This is a genomic window from Psychroserpens luteus (genome assembly GCF_015319355.1).
GTDB classification, from domain to species: Bacteria; Bacteroidota; Bacteroidia; order Flavobacteriales; family Flavobacteriaceae; genus Psychroserpens; species Psychroserpens luteus.
This window is the reverse complement of the sequence record NZ_JADILU010000002.1, coordinates 484,159-503,627: the sequence shown is the minus strand read 5'-3', so window position 1 is coordinate 503,627 and position 19,469 is coordinate 484,159. Positions and strand designations below refer to the sequence as shown.

Genomic DNA, 19,469 nt, shown 5'->3' with positions numbered 1-19,469 from the left:
TAGAGCTTTTAATTCAGTAAAGAATTATTATTTACAAATTTTAAGAATTTAGGCTTATACTGCTCTGATACGGTTATACGCTGTTCATTAATAATTATTTGACTGCGCTCAATAACATCAATACTATCTAAACATACAATGAATGAACGATGCACACGCATAAATTGCGCATCTGGTAATTCTTCTTCTAAAGATTTTAAACTCATGAGTGTTAAAATAGGTTTCGGATTATCTTTCAACCATATTTTTATATAATCTTTAAGGCCTTCAAAGTACAAGACATCGGCAAGTTTAATACGTAGTTGCTTGTATTCCGATTTTACAAAAAGGAATTCTTTTTCTTCGAAAATATTATGTTGAGATTTACCTTTTACCAATTCAAACCAAGTGTTTGCTTTGTTAGCAGCAGCAAGAAACTCTGCATAATCAAAAGGTTTCAATAAATAGTCTAAAGCTTCGACCTTAAAACCATCTAAAGCGTATTGATCAAATGCTGTTGTAAAGATAACACGCGTGTCTTTTGGTAACATTTTTGAAAACTCAATCCCTGTTAAATCAGGCATTTGAATGTCTAAAAATAATAGATCTACTGGATGTTCTTTAATAAACTCCATAGCTTCAATCGCACTGCTACACTTTTGTTTTAATTCTAAAAAAGGTGTTTTTTCAACATAGCTTTCTACTAGATTAAGTGCCATAGGTTCATCGTCTACAATAACACAGGTGATTTTTATATTGCTCATAATTTAAATTTATAATAAATATAGAAGAGTTTTCTAAAGTTTAATCAACAGTATATCTAACAAGTACCTCGTTGTCTAAAATTACATTTGAAGACCATATAAACCTAGCATCTGCAGAACTATCATCAAAAATATTAGTAAAGTTGGTATAAGATGGCTTGTTATCAACACCTATTACATTATTAGTATATTCAGATGCGCTTGGCCATTCGCTATCATTAAAATTTGGCAATTGCCAATCTGAAGGTATTTTCCAATGTAAGGCATAGTACGAAGTGCCATCGTCAGAATCATCTGCATTACAATTGGTACTCAAACGTAAAGTATCTTCTTCAGAAACACAAGACAAGTTTTTTATTGGAGCTGTGTAAAATGTCTGTGCTTTCCAATTAGAATTTGTAGTGGCAATAATTTCATTGTTAGCATTTTTAAAAACACCTACCATACCTCCATCTCCAGGATGAAATGCTTTACCTCTATTGCTCTCTGAGCCTAAACCACTATTTTCTTCCCAATCCACTAACTTCATCGCAATGGTAAAAGGTTTGTTCACTTTGAACCGAACAATATTAGAATTAAATTGTGTAAAAGGCACATTGTCCTTACCGACAGGAACACCATTTATGTACATTTCAAAATAATTATCAGCAAAAATATAAGCTGTAATTACTTCTCCACCTTCATCTATTTCTATAATATCTGTTCCGTCTAAAGCAGATAAGGCTTCATCTGCAGAGTTATACTCGACCTTAGTACAAGGGTTAAATAAATCTGATGCAAAAGGAAAACTGTCATCGGTAAAACTAACCAATGCAGGAACTGTCCAACTAGTGCCATCTGTTGCTATTATTGTTCCAATTGGTGCTTCTCTACCTCTATCACATTCAAAAACATTCTCAGTTACAACTGTTGCTGGTCCTTGAGATACAGAAGCTGTACCTTTATAAATAGTTGTATCGGTTTGTGTTATTGTATTGGTTTGTACTGTTTTATTACTGTTTTTACAACCCATCGTTGTAATTGATATAAAAACAAGTGTTAATAATGTGCTTTTAATAGGTTTCATAAGTAATTTATTTAGTGTCTAAAAATGTTAAAGTTGTTCTGTCTATAATTTTTACTGTAGCCATTGCATTCATAAACACATTGTGATTTACATCTAAAGTATTCATTTTAGGCAAAGTAGTAGGCGTTTCAGCCAATGCATAAAGAGCGATGGTATATTCGTGTTTCCCTTTTCCATGAGAACAAGGTGATGTATATGATATAGCAGTACCATCTTTATTAGCTCCTAAATACCAATCTCCATTAGGAGCCATTTTATAAGGTTTTTCAGTAACATTAGGATCTATATCCCACAATAAAAGATATGAATTAATTTCGGTTTTATCATCTTTTTTTGGATAATGATACATAACAATAGCTAAGGATTTAGTGCCTTCAGGAACGTTTTGCCATGATAACGGAATGGAGTTTTCTACATCATTTATTTTCTCTTCACATTTAAAGGCATCGCGTAAAACACCATCTGCTACTGCTTTACTAGTGAGTTTAAAATTTGAATTTAGAGTTATAAAATCATCATGATTTACCTTAGTAGCATTTGAATTGTTGTTTTTACAAGAAATAAAGCAAATAGATAGTAGCGTGAATAAGTAAATTGAGTGCTTCATTATTTTCTTGGTTTGTAGGTTTCAATAGATGATGTACCATCTGGACTTATAAATTCATAGGTATACTTATCATCACTGTCCCAATGGTAATTTATAATATATTCTTTTGAATCTAAACTATAAATTAAGGAATACGCATTATTGCCTAAAGATTCAAAATCAATAATTTCAGCACCTCTTAAAGGTCTTAATGCAGGTCGTAGTTCGTGTGTTCTAGGTTGAGGGAAAACCTGATTTTCTGGTGCCTCCGTTTTGAGATCTAATTTTACTTCACCTCGCATACCAGCAATAAAATAAGGATACTTTTCTATGGAATGATATTGATAAGAGCCATCGGAATTCATTTTACCTAAATACTCATCGAGTGTATCTGTTGTTTTTCCATACACAGGAAAACCATCAACAGCATATGCTACAGGATTTCCCGCACCAACTTGGTCTTGTAAATGCAATGGTGGTAAGTGGTAATGATAATCATCTGCACGTCCGCAATGTCCTCCCCAATTATCTAATTCTCCAATAGCATTGGCATCTTCTCCTCTATTATTTAAGGGGTTAAAAATAGGAATACCATTGACAGCCACAGCAATTGCGCCTTTAAGCAAGTTCGTTTTAGTAGAAAGTGGATGTTCTGCCAATTTTGGATGAATAGGTATTGCCCAGCTGTTACTTCCTGTATAATTTTGATTAATTGGCACTTGTTGTTGCCAATTAGATATACCTACCATCATATCGTGATCAGGCAAGCCATTTGATGAAACATATAGATAATTTTCATCTGAATGCGTTTCGACTCCATCAAATTTTTCGAAAAAAGATTGCATGATAGAAATATCATTTTGCGGCACATTTATCACACTTTCTTTGTCCGTTTTAATGTTTTTACAGGATACAAATAAAATTATACCTAAACCAAGAGTTCCATAAGTTAAGTGCACTATTTGTTTTCGTTTTACCAGTTTAAAAGCGGAGAAACACAAAAGGAAACCACCTAACGCTATAAGTAAAATGTTCCATTTTGATAATGACTGAGATTTTAAATCAGAGATATGTTCTCCATTTAATGATTGAATGATTTCATTTTTGGTTTTAATAAATTCTTGATCGGTATTAGAAAAGTCTGAAATTTTATAAGTTTTAAGACTGTGATCACTAGCCATAAGCCAGACTTTATTATTTTCATATTTAATGAAATCTGCATTTATTATTTCGTTATTAGCTCTCAAACTCCATTGTTTCAATAATACTCCATGTCCACCTTCATGAGCAAAAAGATTGCCGAATAGTACAAAGAAAAAGATAACTAGAATTTTATATTTCATATGTTTTAGTTTAAAAGTTTAAATCTTAAGAATGACACAGATGAGATGCTATTAGGTTATCATTTAGTCGGTTTCAATTTCTAATTGTGCGATGTAATGATTATCCTTTATAAATGTTTTAAAACTGCTTTTGTTTGGGTAAAGTAATTCTAAACGTTTTTCGATATTTGGAAGTCCAATTCCTGAGCCACTCTTATCATCTGTCTTTTTAGGAAAATTAGCATTTTCAATAGTAAATAGAACAGTTTGTTCAATGATAGTCATCTTTATAGTGATTTCACTTTCTTTACTAGCAGAAACGCCATGTTTAAAAGCATTTTCAATTAATGAGATAAATAATAACGGAGCAATGGTTATACCTGTTTCTTCTTCAGGGAAGTTATAATTCACTTTGGTTTTATCTGAGATTCTAAGCTTCATTAATTCTATATACTTTTTCATAAAGTCTATTTCTTTAGATAATAAAACAGACTCTACACTTGTTTCATATAGCATATAACGCATTAATTTACTTAAACTATGGATTGATGATTTCGCTCTATCCGGAGAAATATCTACCAAAGCATAAATATTGTTTAGAGAATTAAAAAAGAAATGCGGTTGCAATTGGTAATGTAAATGTTGAAGCTCTGATTTCAATTTTACATTTATGGCTTCTTTGCGTTCTGCTTCCGTTTTTATCCATCGTTTTGTACTCTTTATTGCTATAGAAAATAATAAAGGTGCCATGTAAGATAGCATTTGGATGTAAACAAACATTTTAAAAGGAGGACCTTCACCTTTAGTATTATCTCGCTTTTTCATAAGCTCTTCAAAAAAGGTAACTTCAATTTGCTCTTTTAAAAATATGAAGAAAGCAATAATGACAACATTAATTAAAATAAATTGAATTGTTTTTTTTTCGAATAAAAACCGATCTATGAAAACAAAATAATTGATGTAAAAAATGCAAGCATAAAACACTAATGGAATCCAGAAATGAGCTATAACTCTATTTATTTCTTGCTCTTGTCCATATGATAAAAGATATGGCATACTAAATAGCACAAGCCATACTAGAACGTGTGAAAGGATACTTATTTTTTTATTTTTATGCATTTTATAGTATTTATTGTTAATCCCACTTATTAGAAGTAGATACTGCATAGCTTCCAGAGCCTGTAAAAAAGAATACTAAACCTCCAAATGCATATAACAAAAGTAATTCAATTTCTAGACCTCCTGTTTTTGAAATAGTAAATATATGATCTGAATGTGCTAAAATAAGTGCAGCAATCATCCCTAGAAAAAACACTAATGACGCTAATCTGATTCTATATCCAATTATAATCAATATTGGTGCTATTAGCTCTGTAATATACACACCATATGCCATCACTGAAGGCAAACCAGCTTCTGCAAGCATATTTTCGATACCTGTGAGACTATTTAATTTTGCAATGCCATGAAATAGCATTAATCCTGCTATTACTATTCTTAATAACAATAATCCGAAGTCTATATCCTTTTTCATAACATCAATAATTTTAATTAAACAACTTATATTACTTCAAGTTTCTCACCAAACGAACGTAATTATAAATTCGTTCACCACCTTCGCTTGCTGGTCCATTTTCATATTTTGTATCGAACCTTACGGCTCCTGCTCCATGAAAATCTAAACCTTCATTATTCACAGCGCGTCCAAAAGCAACATACCATGCGTAATAGAAGGGTTTTCCTTTTTGAAAATGTGCAGAAGTACTAGTCCAGAAATATGGATAATCTAAATCGCTATTTTCATTAGTAATTTCTGAAATATTAAAAATTGGATCTATAGCAGGTCCTTCTTGTTTTGACTCTTGAGCACCTGGCGCATAATCATAATCGACGATACCTTGAAGTTCTTTTACATTAGGTAAACGCCAATCTGAATATTCTGCCAAGGTTGAATTTTCCGCATAGTAAAGTGCATTTTTCCAATCTAAACCTTTTTCACTGTCGTTTTTAGACCACATTAAACCTGATGCTTTATCTGTAATAGTATTATCTCCATTATCATAAAAATCATTAATACCATAAGTGTTACCACGAACTGCACGAACATGCTTTAACATTGGGTTACCTGTTGGTCGCTCACCATTTCCTGGAGGTGGAGGTCTATTTCCTTTTTCTCCATTTTCACTTTCTTGTCCTTGTGGTCTTTGATTTCCAGGAGGAGGACCTTTACGATCACCTCTATCCTTTGGTTCTTCTCCTGCATAAGCTTTAATATGACCCGTAGCATGGTTAACACCAAAGGCAGCAGCATATTGTCCTTCTTCTGTATGACCAACGTATTTATTGCTTGTCCAATATTGTTCACTTTTATCGACATGCGTATTATTTACCAGAGAAAAATAAGTTGTATCTAAATAAGGCCAACCCTCACTAAAATCGCTAATTGAGTATAATTCTTTTGCTGTTGGCATTCTCCAATCATCATAACCACCTAGCTCCAGGTTTTCACAATAAGCTTTGGCATCTTCCCAATCAAAGCCTTCTGTTGTAGGGATTTCTTGCCACATTAAGCCTGTATTTAAATCTGTTGCGATGCCTTCTTCATTTTTTTGATAAGACATTTTTTTGCCTTTAAGATAATTAGCATCTTGACCAAAAAGTGAATCACTTGGTTTTAAAGATCGAAGTACGTTGCCATCTTCATCATACAAAGTCACTTGACCAGTAGCAACCTGTACATAATTCTGTACAGCATTAGTGATTGGGTGTATACTTGAATTTTTATCTTTACATGCTTGGATTGTAAAAATGAGTAACACAATTAAAGTTACAACTTTTGTTGTGGTGTTTTTTAATGTTTTCATAATTACTATATTTTGTTTCTATACTTATTTTTCAATGTTTCTTATTCGTAACGCAAAGCTGTAATTGGGTCTAATGCCGAAGCTTTTCTTGCAGGATACCAGCCAAAAAATATACCTGTTACTGCACAAACAGCAAACGAAATTATAATGGAATATAAAGCGACGCTTGTCGGCCAATTAAGAAATTTTTCTATGAAGACTGTTGCTCCTAAACCTAGTAATACTCCTAGTAAACCTCCTGTAATACTAATTAAAATAGCTTCAATTAAAAATTGCATTAAAATATCTGCTCCTTTAGCTCCTACTGCCATTCTTAGTCCAATTTCTTTAGTACGCTCTTTTACAGAAACGTACATAATATTCATAATCCCAATACCTCCAATTAACAAAGAAATACTAGCAACTGCCACCAATAAAATAGTTAACATTTCTGAGGTTGAACTAAATGTTGAAATTAATTCTTCCATAGAACGAACCGTAAAATCATCATCTTCACTATCCAATAATTTATGTTGCGAACGTAAAATTTCTGTGACTTGAGTCACTGCTTCTGGTGCATCATCCTCACTAATGGCAGAAGCCATAACTTGATTTAAATAATCGATAGCCAAAATACGTTTCTGTACAGTTGTATAAGGCGCAATAACCACATCATCTTGATCTTGCCCAAATGTATTCTCTCCTTTCTCTTCTAAAACTCCAATGACTTTAAACGGAATATTATCAAAACGAATCATTTGTCCTACAGGTTCTTGACCGTCAGGAAACACATTATCTACAACAGTCTGACCAATTAAAGCCACTTTTGAAGCCGATTTCACCTCTGCATCTGTAAACATACTTCCACTTTGTAAATCGACTACTTTAATATTTAAATAATCAGGATTTACTCCGTAAATAGTACTTGGCCAGTTGTTAGAACCATTAATTACTTGTCCACCTCCATTTACTATAGGTGTAATATAACTTAGCGTTGTGGCTTTTTCTTTTATAACTTCGTAATCATCTAAAGTCAATGTTTGCACATCACCTCCACTTCCTCTTGCAGGACCTCTATCATCAGCTCCTGGTCTAATGGTAATCATATTAGAACCCATAGCTGAAATTGTGGTACGGATGCTTTCCTTAGAACCTTCACCAATGGCTAACATCGCAATTACAGATGCTACACCTATGATGATACCTAACATGGTAAGCAAGGTTCTCATTTTGTTAAGAACGATAGCTTTAAATGCGATTTTTAATAAATTTAATAGTCTCATAATTAATCGTCTTGTTTAGGTAATTTTGCTAATTCTTCTGTTGCAGATTGAATATTATGATTTTGATAATCTTTTATAATATTACCATCTTTTAATACAATAGTTCTATTACTAAATAATGCAATATCTGGTTCGTGAGTTACAAATACTATGGTAATACCTTGTTTGTTTAACTCTTGAAAAATAGACATGATTTCGTAAGCAGTTCTTGTGTCTAGATTTCCTGTAGCCTCATCTGCAAGAATCATAACTGGGTTGTTCACCAATGATCTTGCAATAGCCACACGTTGTTGTTGACCTCCTGAAAGTTGAGAAGGTGTGTGGTCCTTTCTGTCGCTTAAACCAACCATTTCTATTGCTTTTGTAGCTCTATCTTTTCGCTCCTCTGAAGACACTTTACTATTATAGAACAAGGGTAATTCTACATTTTCTAATGCTGATGTTCTTGCCAATAAATTATAAGATTGAAAAATAAAGCCTATTTTTTCGTTTCGTATAGTAGCTAGTTGGTTTTTACTTAAATCCTTCATTTTTACACCATCAATTTCATAATTTCCAGAAGTTGGTTGATCTAAACATCCTAAAATATTTAATAAAGTACTTTTACCCGAACCACTAGAGCCCATTATTGTAACAAATTCTCCTTCATTTATTGTAAAAGAGACACCTCGTAAAGCGCGTACCGTTTCCGCTCCCATGGTAAACTCACGTTTTAAATCTTCTATTTTAATGATTTCTTTACTCATGGCTTTTACTTCTTTTTGTTACCTCCTGGACGTTGTGGCATAAATGGACTCTCATTTGTACCTCCTGCTTGCGCTTCAGATTTAGAAACACTTTTTAAACTATACACTAATTTATCTCCTTCTAAAATTCCGCTTAAAACCTGAATATTTACGCCATCACTAGCTCCTAATTTCACCGTTTTAGGTGTTATGCTTTTATCTTTTCCAAGAACCCAAAGTGTATTTTCTTTTTTAACAATGTCACTATTATTTTCAGTTAAATTATGATGCATATTATATGTTGCTAACATTTCAGTTTCTGGAGTAAAGTTTATTGCTTTTGCTTCCGCTGTTAAGACATCATTTAACTCTAATGTGTAAATTGAAATGGTGGCTGTTAATCCTGGTTTCAGTTTTAGGTCTTCATTTTCAGCTTTAACTACAACCGTATAAGTTACTACATTTGAGGTTACTGTGGGATCCAAACGAACTTGTGTCACCACACCAGTAAATGTTTCTCCTATATAGGCATCTACAGTAAACTCTACACGTTGACCATCTTTAACTTGTCCAATATCAGCCTCATCCACATCTGCCTCTACTTGCATTTCTTTTAAATCTTGAGCTATTGTAAATAGCGTTGGTGTACTGTAACTTGCTGCAACGGTTTGTCCTTCATCTATGTCTTTTGATAATACAACACCATCTATAGGTGAGTAAATATTAGCGTAACCCAAATTTGTTCTTGCAGACTGCAAGTCTGAAAAACGTTGCGTCACTGTACCTTTTGCTGTTTGGTAATTGTAATCTGCATCATCAAAATCTGACTTACTAATAACCTGATTATCAAACAGTGTTTTTTGTCTATCATAAATTGTCTTTGTGTAATTTCTTTGACTTACAGCATTATCATATGCTGCTTGTGCTTGTGTTAACGACGCCTTTAAATTTGTTTTATCTAACTCGGCAATAAGTTGCCCTTCTTTTACTTCACTATTGTAATCCACATAAATCTCTTCTACTACTCCAGAAACTTGCGTACCAACATCTACTTGATTTATTGGTTCAATAGTTCCTGTTGCTGTAACCATAGTCGTCACATTTTCTTTTTTTGCTGCAACGGTTTTAGCTTCTATGATTATGGCATCATCACCTTTTATAAAAAAGAATACTGCTATGCCAAGTACTATTAAAACTATGACGCTTATTATTATTTTCTTACTATTTTTCATAATACTATTGATTAAAGTTTGATGTCGTTTCCTTGATAAAATTGTAATAATTGATGGTATAGAACACTTAAATATTTTGCTTGTAAATAATTTTGTTGAGCATTGGTATACGTGTTTTGACTTATCACTAAATCAGTGGTACTTAAAGCACCTAATTCATATTTTTTTTGTGCTAGCTTATAAGTTTGTTCTGCTGCTAGTTTAGAAGCTTCAGAAGCTATTAATTGTTCTTGTGCAGATGTAGCATTTTGATAAGCTGTCTCTACTTTTTTATATACTTCTTTTTGAACTGTTTGTTGATTAATTTGTGCTTTTTCAATATTAATTTGTGCTGTTTGTACACTAGCTTTTGTTTGATTTCTATTGAAAATAGGAATGTTTAATGACAGGCCAATTCGTTGGTTAAAGTTGACATTAAATTGATCTGAAAAATTATTATCATTTACACTTGTGTAACCAGAGCCAAGACTACTTGTTAGCGATAAGGTTGGCAAAAAGCCACCTTTAGCGATATCCAAGTCCTTTTCACTTGCTTCTACTCCAATTTTACTCACATTAACCTCTGGTAAAATCCCTAAAGCTTTATTGTAAATTGTCATTTTGTCGAGCTCAAGATTCAAATAGTCTATATCATCTCCCAACGTTTGAATCTCTATATTTTGAGTTGGATCTAACTCTAATAATTGTTTTAAGGTTATGATGTATTGTTGATACGTGTTTTTTGCAGTAATAATGGCATATTTATTAGTTGCAGCTTGACTTTGTGCTTCAGTATAATCACTTAAAGCTATAGATCCTGCATCTAATCTCGCCTTAGCTCTCTCTACTTCTTTCTCTGAAGCAGTTAAGTTGTTTTCGGCTATAATAATACCTTCTTTAGCATATAAGATTTGTAAGTAATTCTCCAAGATGCTCACCATAATGTTGTTCTTAGTTTCTTCTTCTAAAAACACACTCTGATTGAGGAGCAATTCGTTTTGATCTATTTGGTTATTAATTTGATTTCCTTGAAACAACGTCATAGAACTACTAAGACTCACGTTTGTACTATAAATTTGATCTGTGACAAAATCACTTGTGATAGGGTCAATAGAATTACCATTAGAAAATGTTTGAGAAGCTGTACCGTTAAGGTCTGGTAATCTAGAAGATTTTGCTTTGCTGTAATCTACTGCAGCCTGATTTTTATTAAGAGCAGCATCTTTTATGGTAATGTTGTTTTCTACTGCATATTCAAGACAATCTTCTAAAGACCAAACTTTTGATGACTCATAACCGACCTCTTGCGCTAAGGCAATCTGTGAGATTAGTATGGATAAGATGATTAAAAAGCGTTTCATTTTTTGAGTGTTTATATTTAACACTTCAAAGGTGAAACTATGTACTACTATAATAAAGCGTAATAGACGTTTGAGGGAATTGACTATACAAAAGGCACTAATTTATCGATGAGATTTTAGTGCTTTTCAACTTAAAGAATGAATACACATGAATGCATATATTTGAGAACAAAAACTTTAATTGAGTTAAGACTTTATTTTTTCTTCGGAAATATTAAATAATAAGACAACCGTTCTTTTTAAGATTCCTGCATCTGTTGTACAAAGTTCATAACTATAAATTCTGCAGGTTTAATCATTGCCACGAATACAGTAATCTTCATTTTTCCTTCTAAAATATCTGAACTAGTCATTGTACTACCTAAACCAATTTGAACACCAAAAGCTTCTCTAGGACTAGATCCTACGAATGCACCATCTCTCCAAAGTGCATTTAAATAGCTTTCAATCCTGTTTTTAACAGAAACCCAGGTAGTCGCTGTATTAGGCTCAAAAACAAATGAACTAATTGCTAATTTTATAGATTCCTTAATTGTTATGATGGTTCGTTTAACATTGATGTATCTCCATTCTCCACTATTACCATCTAAAGTTCTTGCTCCCCAAACGAGTATTCCTCTACCAGGAAAAGTACGTATCGCATTAATTGATTTACCAGAGATTGAATCCACATTCAAATTTTCTTGATCACTATTTGAAATTTGTACCGACGGACTAACTACAGCAGCAACACTAATATTTGCTGGAGCATTCCAAACACCTCTTTGAGCATCAATTCTAGAATAAATTCCTGCCATTGCTGCAGAAGGCGGAAGCAAATTTAAAACTTCATGAATGCCATTTATAATTGTACCGTATGTTGGACTAGCTTTCAAAAGTTCTAAATGAAGCAATCGTTTATTATCTTGGCTAGTGTTAGAAGAGTCTATATAATTATTTATTAAAGTCGTTGTTGTCGTTTCTGGTAATAAATTTGACAAAGCACTTAACTCAAGGTTAATATGCTCAAATGTAAGGTTTCTGTTTTGTTGAATATTAGTATTGAGCCAAGGATAATATGCAACACCATAACTCAGGTGTTCTGTTCCTATATTTTCTCTGAAATTTGTAATAATATCATCTTGACTTCCTACTATACTTCTGGCTTTAAATCCAGAGTGAATATCAAAAATAGCAATCCTATTTTGCATCTCTGCACAATGCTCAAGTACTTTTTGATATAAACTATAACAATAGCTAGAGCTAAGATTTACCGCATCTGGAATGACAACCATAGTAGGTTCTTGCTCGTTTTTTAATGCGTTTAAACCTTCAAAAGGTTGTGAACCACTTGATATTCCTAATAACGCATCAACATCAATATCTGCTGACGATTGATTTTCATAAGTCCCAACAGAAACAATGTAACATTCATTACCACCATTTGCATAGAAAAACTTAAGGCTTTTAAACATAAAAGCTTTATTGTTTGTTGCGTAATCAATGATTTTATCAGTTCCATTGATAGTTATAATTGGTCTAGCTTCATTTAGCTCTGGTTCTAAAATATCAAATTTAGCATTAAAATCTTCTCCAAAAAACGCTATATAATCTAGTATTGATGTGATTTTTACAGGTGTATTAAGTAAAGATTGACCATCTCTTATTGCTTTTTCAGTATAACCAATAAAAGCAGGAATTGCTGTTGCCACTTCTGCAACCGACTGAGGAAATGCATTTATTTCTTCTATATAAACTCCAGGGGATTTGTATTTACCAGCCATAATATTTTAATTAACATCTATAAAAGTAAGCAATTATGTTTGTAAAATACCACATCAATCAACTCATAGTTAGGTTTTTAATTAATTTTCTGCATAAAAAAAGCCCATCACATAGTGATGGGCTTTCCAATTTTTGGTTAAGCGTATATTAGATAACTTTTACGTTAATTGCGTTTAATCCTTTTTTTCCTTCTGTAAGATCAAATTCAACTTCATCGCCTTCGCGAATTTCATCGATTAATCCTGAAATGTGCACAAAGTGATCTTTGTCTGAACCTTCTTCTGTTATAAATCCGAAGCCTTTAGCATCGTTGAAGAATTTTACTGTTCCTTTACTCATAATTGTAATATAATTTATTATTAATACTAATAAGAAAGCAAAGATGATGCCACAAATTAATTAGCGTGCTAATTTTCTTAAAGCAACCCATTGTTTTAGCATTTCTCTAGAATCTACTGCTGGATATCCTAATACCGTTTTTCCAGCTGGCACATCGTTCATAACACCAGATCCTGCACCAACAGTGGCACCAGAGTGTATGGTTGTATGATCTTTTATAGAAGCGCTTCCTCCAATTATTACTCCGTCACCAAGTGTGACAGAACCTGCCAATCCGCTACTTCCTGCCATAATACAAGAACGACCTAAGATACAATTATGAGCAATTTGAACTAAGTTATCAATCTTACATCCATCGCCTAAAATTGTAGAGCTAAACTTTCCGCGGTCAACACAAGAATTAGCGCCAATTTCTACAGCATTTCCTATGATTACATTTCCTATGTGTGGAATTTTAACCAATCCTCTACCATCATCACTTGGACGATAACCAAAACCATCTGCTCCAATGCTCACATTGATATGAAAAATACAATGGCTCCCAATAACAGAACGTTCTCTAATCACTGTACCAGACCACACTGTAGTATAATCTCCAATAGTTGTTTCATCTAGAATGGTCACATTTGGATATAATATCACGCCTTTACCAATAACGACATCTTTACCAATGTAGCAAGTTGCTCCAACTTTACTGCCTTCTCCTATTATTGCTGAAGGATCAATGTTTGCAGAAGGATGAATATCTGTCTCAAAATGTGGTGCTTCTGGTGCAAACACTTCTAGTAATTTAGCCATTGCTAAATCGGCATTTTTCACCTTAATAATAACTCGGTTATCACCAGGTTCTATATCTATGTTGTCATTTGCAATTGCTAACGATGCATTAGAGTCTGCCCACATGGCAGCATATTTTCGGTTTCCTATAAATGTCGCTTGATTGTTATTTGCTTTTTGAATTTGTTCTAATCCAGTTATATGATGAGATGTTTCTCCTAAAACTTCTCCGTTTAATAAGGTATTAATCTCTTGTATGGTCAATGATTTCATTACAATAATTTTATCTATAGGTTAATTTGCTACAATATACTGAAATCGTAATAAATGATTGCATTTTGTTATACTTCGGGATTTTAAAATCAAGTAAATCTACCCTTACACATATAGAAATCACTCTACTCTTTAGAAGCTTTATATTTAGAACATTTAGATTAGATTATACTGCAGGTGGCTTTAATAGTATACAAGAATTAAAAGCTTACAAAGAAAAACATGTTGCTATTGCTTTTAATAAAATGTTTGATGACCAAAAATTTAGACTTCTAAACTCATAATTTTTCTAATTGTAATTTATACCCTTCTAAGTCATTCTCAAATCCATAAACAAGATCTCCATAGAGATTAACATACAAAAATCGTAATGAGGCTATTTTAGATTTAAATTTAGCACTACTTAAATAACGAATACAATCGTCTTTACATTTGTAGTCTGTGATTAATTCAACGTACCAATTTTCGGTTTTTTCAATTTCAGATAAATTAGACGCTAACTTCTCATAGATTATATTTTCAATATCATTAATATTTTTTGCATACAATTTATACATACTACTTACAGCAATGAGTTCCTTAGATCGTGCACTATTATCTAGTGTTGCGTTATCAATCAAATTAATTGCAGTTTGATCTAATGGTAAATCATAAACATCATATAATAATGTACTCACCATGGAATTCATTTTAACTTTTGACCTATCATAATCACGATCTAATGCTTTTAAATAAATATTTTGAATGGTGTCCAAATCCTTTTGAAAAGCTTTAGTTTTCTGGATATCTCTTTCAATTTGTTTTATTACTTTTTTAGTAAGCTCGTTATTTATATTGGTTAATTGCCTATTGTTATTCCAATTATTAATACCTAAAGCAATTAAAATCCCAATAATAACGAGTAAAATTTCTCCAAAAGCATAAGTTAAGTATTTACTCAATCTCGCACCTCTTAATAATTGAAATCGTTTTTTATGAAATAGCTTCATTTTGTATTTAGCTTAGTTGATTACCCAAATATAAACAATAAAAAAAACACCTTCTCAACATAAGCAAGAAGGTGTTTTAATCTAGTTTTTTTCAGTCCTGATAGCTATCGGGATTAAATCATTTAGGATCTAGAATCTCTTCAATACGCTTTACTAAATCTCTATAATGGTACTTAGTTACTGTATTTACTTGTCTGTTTCCTGCGGAAGCAACTTGACGTTTTAAAGTATTGAGTTCTCCACGAACGATTGCTCTAATATCTGATTGTGAAACATTGAAATAATCATCTCTTCTATTAGATTCTAAATCCTCTGTCATTAAAAATGCCATACGATCTACAAACGCTCGTTGTAAGTTACGTCTGTAAACATCTACGTTTTTTGTAACAAGAGCTTCAGAAAACACGCCTTTTCTTAAATCTTGCATCATAGTCAAAGCACTGTAATTTGTTGCATCAATACTTTCATGATCTATTAAGCGACCTAACTTATCAAAACTCAATAATGAGTTTAAATATCTACTTTGTAAGCGTCTTAATCGCTCAGTGTATCCATTATAATCAATATTTTGAAGCATGGTTTTATCAACCAGCCAACGAGGTGTTTCAAACGCGTTTTTATGCAACCATTGTATGGATTGTTGTTGTAATATCTTCGGAACAGCTTGATAAGCTATTCCGCCTTGGCTTGGTGTAATCAAGTTTTCTTCAACACCACCAACATTTCCTAAAACGTGACCTACATATCTATTATAACAACCTAATAATTCACCATATAACTCTTCTAAATCATCATAATCATTAGTTTGACTACTCGTCCATTGCGGAAGGTTTTGCGCAACATATTTTAAATTTTTAAGCGCATAATCTGAAGCTTTTATAGCATCATTTCCTATATCTTCTGTTTGCGACGTAGGATCAAATCTGCTGCTCTGCTTTCCGAAGACATATTTAGCATCACCAGCTTTTTCCATAATCCATTTATCGAGGGTCACATTTTCTGCTTCTGCAGAGTTAGCTCCTGGAATTTCACGATATCCCCAATTAATTGCATAATGATCGTAAGGTCCAATTTGACGAATAAACCTGATATTTTGATCACCTGGTTGCGCTATATAATTGTAACGCGCATAATCCATAATTGTAGATGCAATCCCAAACTCTTGAGTAAAAGCGCCATTTCTATAACTCTCTACATCATAAGCTTTACTAGCACTCATATTGTGAGGCAATCCTAGTGCATGACCAACCTCGTGAGCAATAACCATTTTCATCATTTCTCCAATTTCTTCTTCAGAAGTGTCCAAAGTTCTTGCACTTGGGTTTGCAGCTCCTGTTTCTAACAAATAACGATTTCTATATGAACGCAAATGGTTGTGATACCAAATAATATCACTCTCAATTATTTCACCACTACGAGGATCTGATACACTTGGACCCATTGCATTTCTAGTTTCACTTGCTACATATCTTATGACAGAATATCGGATATCTTCCGGACTAAAATCTGGATCTTCTTCTTTTGTTGGAGGATATTTAGCAATAATAGCATTTTTAAAACCTGCACTTTCAAAAGGACCTTGCCAAAGTTCAATCCCTTCCTTTATGTATTTTCGTAAACTTTCTGGTGTTGCTGGATCTAGATAATACACAATTGGTTTTATAGGCTCTACTAATTCTCCTCTTGCATAGGCTTCAGGATCTTTTGGTTCTAATTTCCAACGACGAATGTATGTTTTGCGATCTGCTTTCAGTTTTTTACTTCCGTAGTCAACCTGACTGTATGTAAACCAACCTACCCGATCATCTGCAAAACGAGGTTGCATTGGTACTTCAGGCAGTAAAATCATGGATTGATTCATTTGTAAGCTAATCGTCTCTGCAGATTGAGCAGATGGTGGTTGTGACGCGTTATAGGTCATATCTTGTACGACTTCTATGTTCTTCGGAAAACTTTTCATACCATTAATAAAACTTCTAGAAGCATCTAGATTTCTTACTTTATAAGTCGTCCTTAAACGTCCTTGCAAGCCACTAATAGCTTTAACATCTGTACTATAAAACTTAGTTACATCTATCACTACAGCAGTAGAATCTTTACTAAAAGCTGCAATATCAAAAGCAAATAATGTAGGTTCATAATTATTTGATTTTACAGATATACTAATAGGTAACTCCTCCTCTGCTACTGAATTATATGAACGTTCTTTTATTAATATTTTTTTATCAAAACGCTCCCAAGCTACGAGTCGTTCTCCTGTTTTTGTTCCTGCATTCATATATCCACCTCCCAAATTTGATGGGAGTTTAGCAATTCTGCTTACTAAAAGCATGTCTTTTCCTAAATGTTCATTAGGTATTTCAAAATAGTACTTGTCCCCTACTTTATGAACTTTAAATAAACCTTCGTCTGTGACAGCATCTTTTGTGATGACCTTGTCATAATCTTTAATTTGACCTTGATTCTTTTTAGGCGTCGCTTTTGACTGTAAAGCTTCTGTTTTGTTTTTTTTCTTGCGTTTGTTTTTTGTAGACTGTGCTTGATGTGTTATTGGCATAAAAGAAAATACTAATACCAATGCATATAGAAACGTTTTTTTCATATTTAGTGATCTTTTTCGAATTTTCCTTAAAATTAATAAAACACAATAAGGTATTGATGAATTTTACAAAATTTTAATGCCTTTGTATAGCTTTTAGCAAATGAGACAATAATGATAAGGATAGCGATAGTATGATTTTCTATTAGTTTGTAAGTTGGACTAAACTAAAAATAAAAATTATGAAAATCAATTATGAATATCATGATGTTACTGCAAGCGAAAGCTTAGAAACATTTACAGAACAAAAATTAGAATCAATTTTCACACGTTTTGACTTTGTTATTAGGGCAGATGTATTTTTCAAAACAGAGAACACATCTAGTGATGAAACAGGAATGATTTGTGGTATTAGATTAAGCGCTCCTGGTCCTCGACTATTTGCTGAGGCATCTCATGATAATTTTAGAGATGCAGTATCTGAAACTGCAAATGAACTTACAAAGCAGCTCAAAAAACGAAAAGAAAAAATGAAAACATATTAAGAGTCTAGAGCTTTGTTAACGTGACATCTAAACATTATTAACAACATAATTATCATCTTAAATTTATAAAAATTTTAATCCTTGATAGTCCGTAAGACTATTCCCATCGTAGATATAAACATAAACCAATTAAAACTAAATAAACAATATGAAACGAATTTCAGTAATAGTATTATCAGCATTATTTTTCACAGCTTGTGTTTCAAAAAAGAAATATGTAGCATTAGAACAAGATAATGGTGAGTTAAAGAGTGAACTAACTAAGACTAAAGTAGAAAAAGAAGAATTAGAATCTAAGTTCACAATAATACAGCAACGTGTTGACAGTTATAATTCTAAAATAAATGAACTCACAAATGATAATAACGCTAAGTTAGTATCTGTAGATGGTGTTGTTATTTCAGAAAACCAAAAAGCAGCCATGCGTGAGTCTCTTTCAAAAGTACCACCAGCTTACATGGCTACTGCAAAAACATTGAAAGATTCAATGAACTTAGCGATGCAATTTAACTTAAAATCATCATTAGACAATATTGAAGAGGATGAAGATATCGCAATCAATATTGAAGAAACAGTTGTAATGATTTCTATTTCTGATAAGATGTTATTCAATTCTGGAAGCTATAAGATTAGCAACAAGGCAAATGATATTTTACAAAAAATTGCTAACGTAATCAATTCTGAAGAGAGCCTTGACGTTATGGTAGAAGGTCATACAGATAATAAATTGATGAAAAATAATGCAGCTGTAAGAGATAACTGGGATTTAAGCGTATTAAGAGCAACATCTGTTGTTAGAAAATTACAAGACGATTATAAAGTTGCTCCAGAACAGTTGATAGCTGCTGGTCGTAGTTTTTATAAGCCATTAACAGATAATGACACAAAAGAGAATAGAGCAACAAATCGTAGAACACGTATTGTGATTTTACCAAATATTGACAAATTTTTTGCTATGATGTCATCAAACTAAATACTTGCTTAACCTATAGTATTGTGGTTAATTAATCCGAAAAAGACCGTTGTTATCAACGGTCTTTTTTATGTTTAAACTCTAAATATCAAAATCTTTTATACATTTGGAGTAACCAACTTACTTAGCA

Annotated in this window: 19 protein-coding genes; 3 read left to right on the top strand and 16 right to left on the bottom strand. The window is 32.5% G+C overall.

The features are described 5' to 3' along the window. Positions 1-8: 8 nt before the first annotated feature. From IM744_RS05840 to lpxD, 14 genes are all read right to left on the bottom strand, one after another. The gene (locus IM744_RS05840; protein ID WP_206694469.1) at positions 9-743 is read right to left on the bottom strand and encodes a LytR/AlgR family response regulator transcription factor; all 735 of its coding nucleotides are present in this window, start codon (positions 741-743) and stop codon (positions 9-11) included. 40 nt (positions 744-783) lie between these two features. Beyond that, complete coding sequence (locus IM744_RS05835; RefSeq protein ID WP_194507166.1) at positions 784-1,809, bottom strand: hypothetical protein; 1,026 nt, start codon at positions 1,807-1,809, stop codon at positions 784-786. A gap of 7 nt (positions 1,810-1,816) precedes the next feature. Next, a complete protein-coding gene (locus IM744_RS05830) occupies positions 1,817-2,416 on the bottom strand; it encodes a YbhB/YbcL family Raf kinase inhibitor-like protein (protein WP_194507165.1) in 600 nt (199 codons plus the stop codon). Continuing rightward, on the bottom strand, positions 2,416-3,738 hold the full coding sequence (locus tag IM744_RS05825) for a YHYH protein (RefSeq protein ID WP_194507164.1): 1,323 nt from the start codon (positions 3,736-3,738) through the stop codon (positions 2,416-2,418). The genes IM744_RS05830 and IM744_RS05825 overlap by 1 nt, the downstream gene beginning before the upstream one ends. Before the next feature lie 63 nt (positions 3,739-3,801). After that, positions 3,802-4,836, bottom strand: a complete 1,035-nt coding sequence (locus tag IM744_RS05820; protein WP_194507163.1) for a sensor histidine kinase — start codon at positions 4,834-4,836, stop codon at positions 3,802-3,804. Between the two features lie 16 nt (positions 4,837-4,852). Next, positions 4,853-5,251, bottom strand: coding sequence for a DoxX family protein (locus IM744_RS05815; protein WP_194507162.1), 399 nt, complete (start codon positions 5,249-5,251; stop codon positions 4,853-4,855). A gap of 31 nt (positions 5,252-5,282) precedes the next feature. Then, positions 5,283-6,581 carry an Lcl C-terminal domain-containing protein gene (locus IM744_RS05810; RefSeq protein WP_194507161.1) on the bottom strand — a complete coding sequence of 433 codons (1,299 nt, stop codon included), beginning with the start codon at positions 6,579-6,581 and terminating at the stop codon, positions 5,283-5,285. 41 nt (positions 6,582-6,622) lie between these two features. After that, positions 6,623-7,843, bottom strand: coding sequence for an ABC transporter permease (locus tag IM744_RS05805; protein WP_194507160.1), 1,221 nt, complete (start codon positions 7,841-7,843; stop codon positions 6,623-6,625). A 2-nt stretch (positions 7,844-7,845) separates the two neighbouring features. After that, a complete protein-coding gene (locus IM744_RS05800) occupies positions 7,846-8,589 on the bottom strand; it encodes an ABC transporter ATP-binding protein (RefSeq protein ID WP_194507159.1) in 744 nt (247 codons plus the stop codon). A gap of 5 nt (positions 8,590-8,594) precedes the next feature. After that, entirely contained in the window at positions 8,595-9,800 is a 1,206-nt protein-coding gene (locus IM744_RS05795; protein WP_206694468.1) for an efflux RND transporter periplasmic adaptor subunit, read from the bottom strand. A gap of 11 nt (positions 9,801-9,811) precedes the next feature. Then, positions 9,812-11,140: a TolC family protein gene (locus tag IM744_RS05790; RefSeq protein WP_194507158.1), complete on the bottom strand. Its 1,329-nt coding sequence runs from the start codon at positions 11,138-11,140 to the stop codon at positions 9,812-9,814. Positions 11,141-11,379: 239 nt separating this feature from the next. Continuing rightward, positions 11,380-12,903: a phage tail sheath family protein gene (locus IM744_RS05785; RefSeq protein ID WP_194507157.1), complete on the bottom strand. Its 1,524-nt coding sequence runs from the start codon at positions 12,901-12,903 to the stop codon at positions 11,380-11,382. A gap of 148 nt (positions 12,904-13,051) precedes the next feature. Beyond that, positions 13,052-13,243 carry a cold-shock protein gene (locus IM744_RS05780; protein WP_194507156.1) on the bottom strand — a complete coding sequence of 64 codons (192 nt, stop codon included), beginning with the start codon at positions 13,241-13,243 and terminating at the stop codon, positions 13,052-13,054. Between the two features lie 60 nt (positions 13,244-13,303). Continuing rightward, a complete protein-coding gene (gene lpxD, locus IM744_RS05775; RefSeq protein WP_194507155.1) occupies positions 13,304-14,293 on the bottom strand; it encodes a UDP-3-O-(3-hydroxymyristoyl)glucosamine N-acyltransferase in 990 nt (329 codons plus the stop codon). 26 nt (positions 14,294-14,319) lie between these two features. Here lpxD and IM744_RS05770 point away from each other — a divergent pair, with 26 nt between their 5' ends. After that, positions 14,320-14,577, top strand: a complete 258-nt coding sequence (locus tag IM744_RS05770; protein ID WP_194507154.1) for a hypothetical protein — start codon at positions 14,320-14,322, stop codon at positions 14,575-14,577. Here IM744_RS05770 and IM744_RS05765 read toward each other — a convergent pair. Next, a complete protein-coding gene (locus IM744_RS05765) occupies positions 14,572-15,282 on the bottom strand; it encodes a hypothetical protein (protein WP_194507153.1) in 711 nt (236 codons plus the stop codon). The genes IM744_RS05770 and IM744_RS05765 overlap by 6 nt on opposite strands. 118 nt (positions 15,283-15,400) lie before the next feature. After that, on the bottom strand, positions 15,401-17,884 hold the full coding sequence (locus tag IM744_RS05760; protein WP_194507152.1) for a zinc-dependent metalloprotease: 2,484 nt from the start codon (positions 17,882-17,884) through the stop codon (positions 15,401-15,403). 179 nt (positions 17,885-18,063) lie between these two features. On the opposite strand from IM744_RS05760, the gene hpf reads away from it, so the two are divergent. Together hpf and IM744_RS05750 are read left to right on the top strand one after the other, a co-directional pair. After that, positions 18,064-18,366, top strand: coding sequence for a ribosome hibernation-promoting factor, HPF/YfiA family (gene hpf, locus IM744_RS05755; RefSeq protein ID WP_194507151.1), 303 nt, complete (start codon positions 18,064-18,066; stop codon positions 18,364-18,366). A 148-nt stretch (positions 18,367-18,514) separates the two neighbouring features. Further along, positions 18,515-19,339 (top strand): OmpA/MotB family protein, encoded by an 825-nt coding sequence (locus IM744_RS05750; RefSeq protein WP_194507150.1) that lies wholly within the window; start codon positions 18,515-18,517, stop codon positions 19,337-19,339. The last annotated feature ends 130 nt before the right edge of the window (positions 19,340-19,469 follow it).